This window comes from bacterium, from assembly GCA_040753085.1.
Taxonomy (GTDB): domain Bacteria; phylum UBA9089; class JASEGY01; order JASEGY01; family JASEGY01; genus JASEGY01.
This window is the reverse complement of the sequence record JBFMHI010000218.1, coordinates 1-3,285: the sequence shown is the minus strand read 5'-3', so window position 1 is coordinate 3,285 and position 3,285 is coordinate 1. Positions and strand designations below refer to the sequence as shown.

At 45.8% G+C, this 3,285-nt stretch carries 3 protein-coding genes; all 3 read right to left on the bottom strand.

What is annotated here, in order from left to right:
• Positions 1-606: 606 nt before the first annotated feature.
• Positions 607-888, bottom strand: a complete 282-nt coding sequence (locus AB1797_13710; GenBank protein MEW5768642.1) for a metal-sensitive transcriptional regulator — start codon at positions 886-888, stop codon at positions 607-609.
• A 102-nt stretch (positions 889-990) separates the two neighbouring features.
• Complete coding sequence (gene pseG / locus AB1797_13705; protein MEW5768641.1) at positions 991-2,061, bottom strand: UDP-2,4-diacetamido-2,4,6-trideoxy-beta-L-altropyranose hydrolase; 1,071 nt, start codon at positions 2,059-2,061, stop codon at positions 991-993.
• Positions 2,039-2,848 carry a glycosyltransferase family protein gene (locus AB1797_13700; protein ID MEW5768640.1) on the bottom strand — a complete coding sequence of 270 codons (810 nt, stop codon included), beginning with the start codon at positions 2,846-2,848 and terminating at the stop codon, positions 2,039-2,041. The genes pseG and AB1797_13700 overlap by 23 nt, the downstream gene beginning before the upstream one ends.
• Positions 2,849-3,285: the final 437 nt, after the last annotated feature.

Genomic DNA, 3,285 nt, shown 5'->3' with positions numbered 1-3,285 from the left:
ATCATTATGGTGAGGTGACAATCTCTTTTCTTAATTAAAGCTTCTATTAGATAAAGCTATCTTTCAAAAAGCCTTGTTGGCCCAATAGCACAAAACCTTTTCTGGAAGTGCGGAATGCAAGTTTAAGATACTCTTCCTTCCCTATAAGGAAGGTAACCGTTCAGCACATGATGCTGGATGCTCGATGCTCGATCCTCGATGTTCGATCCTCGATGCTGGTAAAGGATCCAGGATCCAGGATCGAGCATCCAGGATCGAGGATCGATATTACCCCAATTACTGAATGACTATACTTTTGCACTTTTTTGTAACTACTTGAAAGACAAATACTTTACAATAACCTCTCGTCATTCCCGCCAAAGCGGGAATCCAGTAATATCAAGGCTTCTGGATTCCTGCTTGCGCAGGAATGACAAAAAGTGCGAAAGTATAGCTCCATAACTTTAATTTCATCTCCGTAAATAACACACTTCATAACTCTTTCCTCCTTTTATATTCTATCCATAAATTCCGGACTCTTCATTCTCCATCTCAAACTTGGCATGTCTCGTATAAAATACTGAATTAGACTCAAAGCATCTTTGTATATTTTCAAGCAAGTTCATGTTATCTCCCTCTAAATGTATCTATAAGCTCAATAATCTCTTCTATCTTCTTTTGTTTTTCCTCCTCGGATTCACCCTTAAAGGCAGAGATAACGCAGCCCTTGAGGTGGTTTTCAAGGATCTTCTCCTCAACCCTTGAGATGGCACCAATTACTGAATGAAGTTGGGTAATAATATCCACACAGTATCTTTTCTCCTCAATCATCCTTTGGATGCCTTTAATCTGCCCCTCTATCCTTTTTAAGGCAACTAATTGTTCTTCGTGGGTGGTTACCTGTTTCATATCTTAGATTATACCATACCCCCCTACCCTATGTCAAACATTTTTTCATTTTTGCCCCTTCTTAAAATCACCTTCGCTGATTAAAGACGTAGGGGCGAATAATTATTCGCCCCTACGTCTCTCTATTTCTTTAATCACTCTGGACAATCCCCTCCCATCTACCAGGCATCTGCCGGCTTTACTCATCCGCCATCTGGTGGATTCATCCGAGATCAAGTCCATAATCACCCTGGCCAATTCCGCCTCTTTCACCTGAGTGCCTACGCCCAGGTTGACTATTGCCCCGGCCTTAGAAAAGGGCCTGGTATTTTTGACCTGCACACTATCCTGAGCCAGAATTACAGCCGGCGTACCACAACAGGCCAGTTCATACATCGTCACCCCCGCCGAAGCAATGGCTAAGTCGGCTTCCCACATTAAATTATGGATGGCAGTCACCCCCCTTCTGAACCGAAAATCCAGGTTTCGAGTCTGGCCCAGATAGTCTCTAAAATCCTTCTCGCTCTCAAAAGCCGGGCCAATAACCACATCGACTTCTAATGGCGGATTTTGGATGGCGGATTGCGAATTGCAATTTGAAAGAGCTTGAAGCACTTTGGCGGTTAAGTTATTCGGATCACTTCCACCCATACTCACCAGGATCTTCTTAACAGCCGGATTGATCTTTCGAGGCTGGTCAGCCAGTCGAGTAAAGTCCTCTCTCAGGATGATATAATCCGGTCCAAGCAGATACCGGGGGAGCTTCGTCCCATTCCGCCATCCCGGGTACCCACGAAGTAGGTGCGCCATCTGTAATCTATCCTGGTCTTCCTCCGGGTCAAGGTTAGCATCGACTACCAAATCTGCCGCATACCGACCTTGGCCAAGGTCATCAAAGGTGACCAGAACCTGGCCTCTTGTCCTTAATTCCTGCATATAAGGAAGTTCCGTGTCCCTGATCTCGGTCAGGATAATATCCCCCTTCAGATCAGAGGGCAGATCGAATTTAGATGAGACCACCGCCAGACCATATCCGGCTTGCTCAACTTTATGCCTGACCTCCCGTTCCGTGGAGGTGACAAAGGTAATCTCTGCCCCTATCTTTTGCTTAAGTTGAGCCGCCAGGGCCAGGCAACGCACCAGATGCCCCATCCCAATCTTATGGTCGGCATCAACCCTGAAGACGATCCGCATCTTTATTCTCCGGCTTTTTTTGTCTAATATGGGCATTTATCAAGGCTAATTCAGGCTCAGCATCTAAGAGTTTTATTACCTCCTTAAGATCGATTATTTCTCCTGGCCGGTAGAGCCTCTTATAAATCTCCCGCATTAGAGATAGATCCTCCTCTGTATCCACCGTCAGCCTGAGCTCAGGCCGTCTCAGGCAGGGAGGGGCTTGCAGTTTCTCTATTCTAAAATCCTCTGGTTGGGCATGGATAAAAGATGTTACATGCTCTCGATGATAATGAAGTTCATCCAGGATATTATGGATTCTAAGAAGGGCTTTCATGGCCACACAGGAAAATCCGGTGCCTAAAGGGAAATCCTCCATAAAGGTATAATCCGCCTCCTTTTTGATATGCCTGGCCAGGGCATGAGAAAGGGACTCAGGACAAAACAGGGGGTTGTCGCCGGTAGCTCGGATAATTATTGAAGCGCCAATCCCTCTGGCCGCCTCGACATATCTGGCCAGGACATCATCGGCGCTTCCGGCAAAGGATGATACTCCCCAAGCGGCCGCTTTTTCCAAGATAATTTTATCTTCCTCCAGGGTAGAGGTAGCGATAACGATATCATCCACTCCTTTGATCCGTTTTAATCTCTCCACCACGTGAAAAAGGAGAGGATGCCCAACTATATCAGCCATACACTTACCCGGCAGCCTGATCGATCCCATCCGGGCCTGGAGGATAGCGGCTACTCTTAAGTTTCGGGTTTCGGGTTCGGGGCACCCGCGGGCGGGTCGTCGAGTTGTTTTCAATCTATTTAGCTCCCTTGTATCTACTCAAAATCAAGTCAAAAAAGTAAGCTCATTACAGATTAGTGCTATGGGTTAAGTTTCATCTCCTTTTGTCCTGACAGCGTCGGCATAAGAGCTTCCCCTCCCTTGATGCTTATCCTTACCCACAAATTGGGTAAAAGGATGGGGTAAACAAGAGCCTGCCTTGATGAAAATCAAGGATAAACCACGAAGAGCACGAAGGACACGAAGAAAAAATTACGACCTGTGAAATAGGTTTATACAAATATCCCCCAATAGAGGGTGAGAAGGTGAGAAAGAGAATAAACAGGTCGCTCCTCTGGAGCTAACCTGAATAAAGCTCCGTAGGAGTAATCTGTTTGTAGTATTTCACAAAAGCAATATATTTGCAGCTCCGTAGGAGCGACCTGTTTTTAGTAGTAGTAGAGCTTGAATAT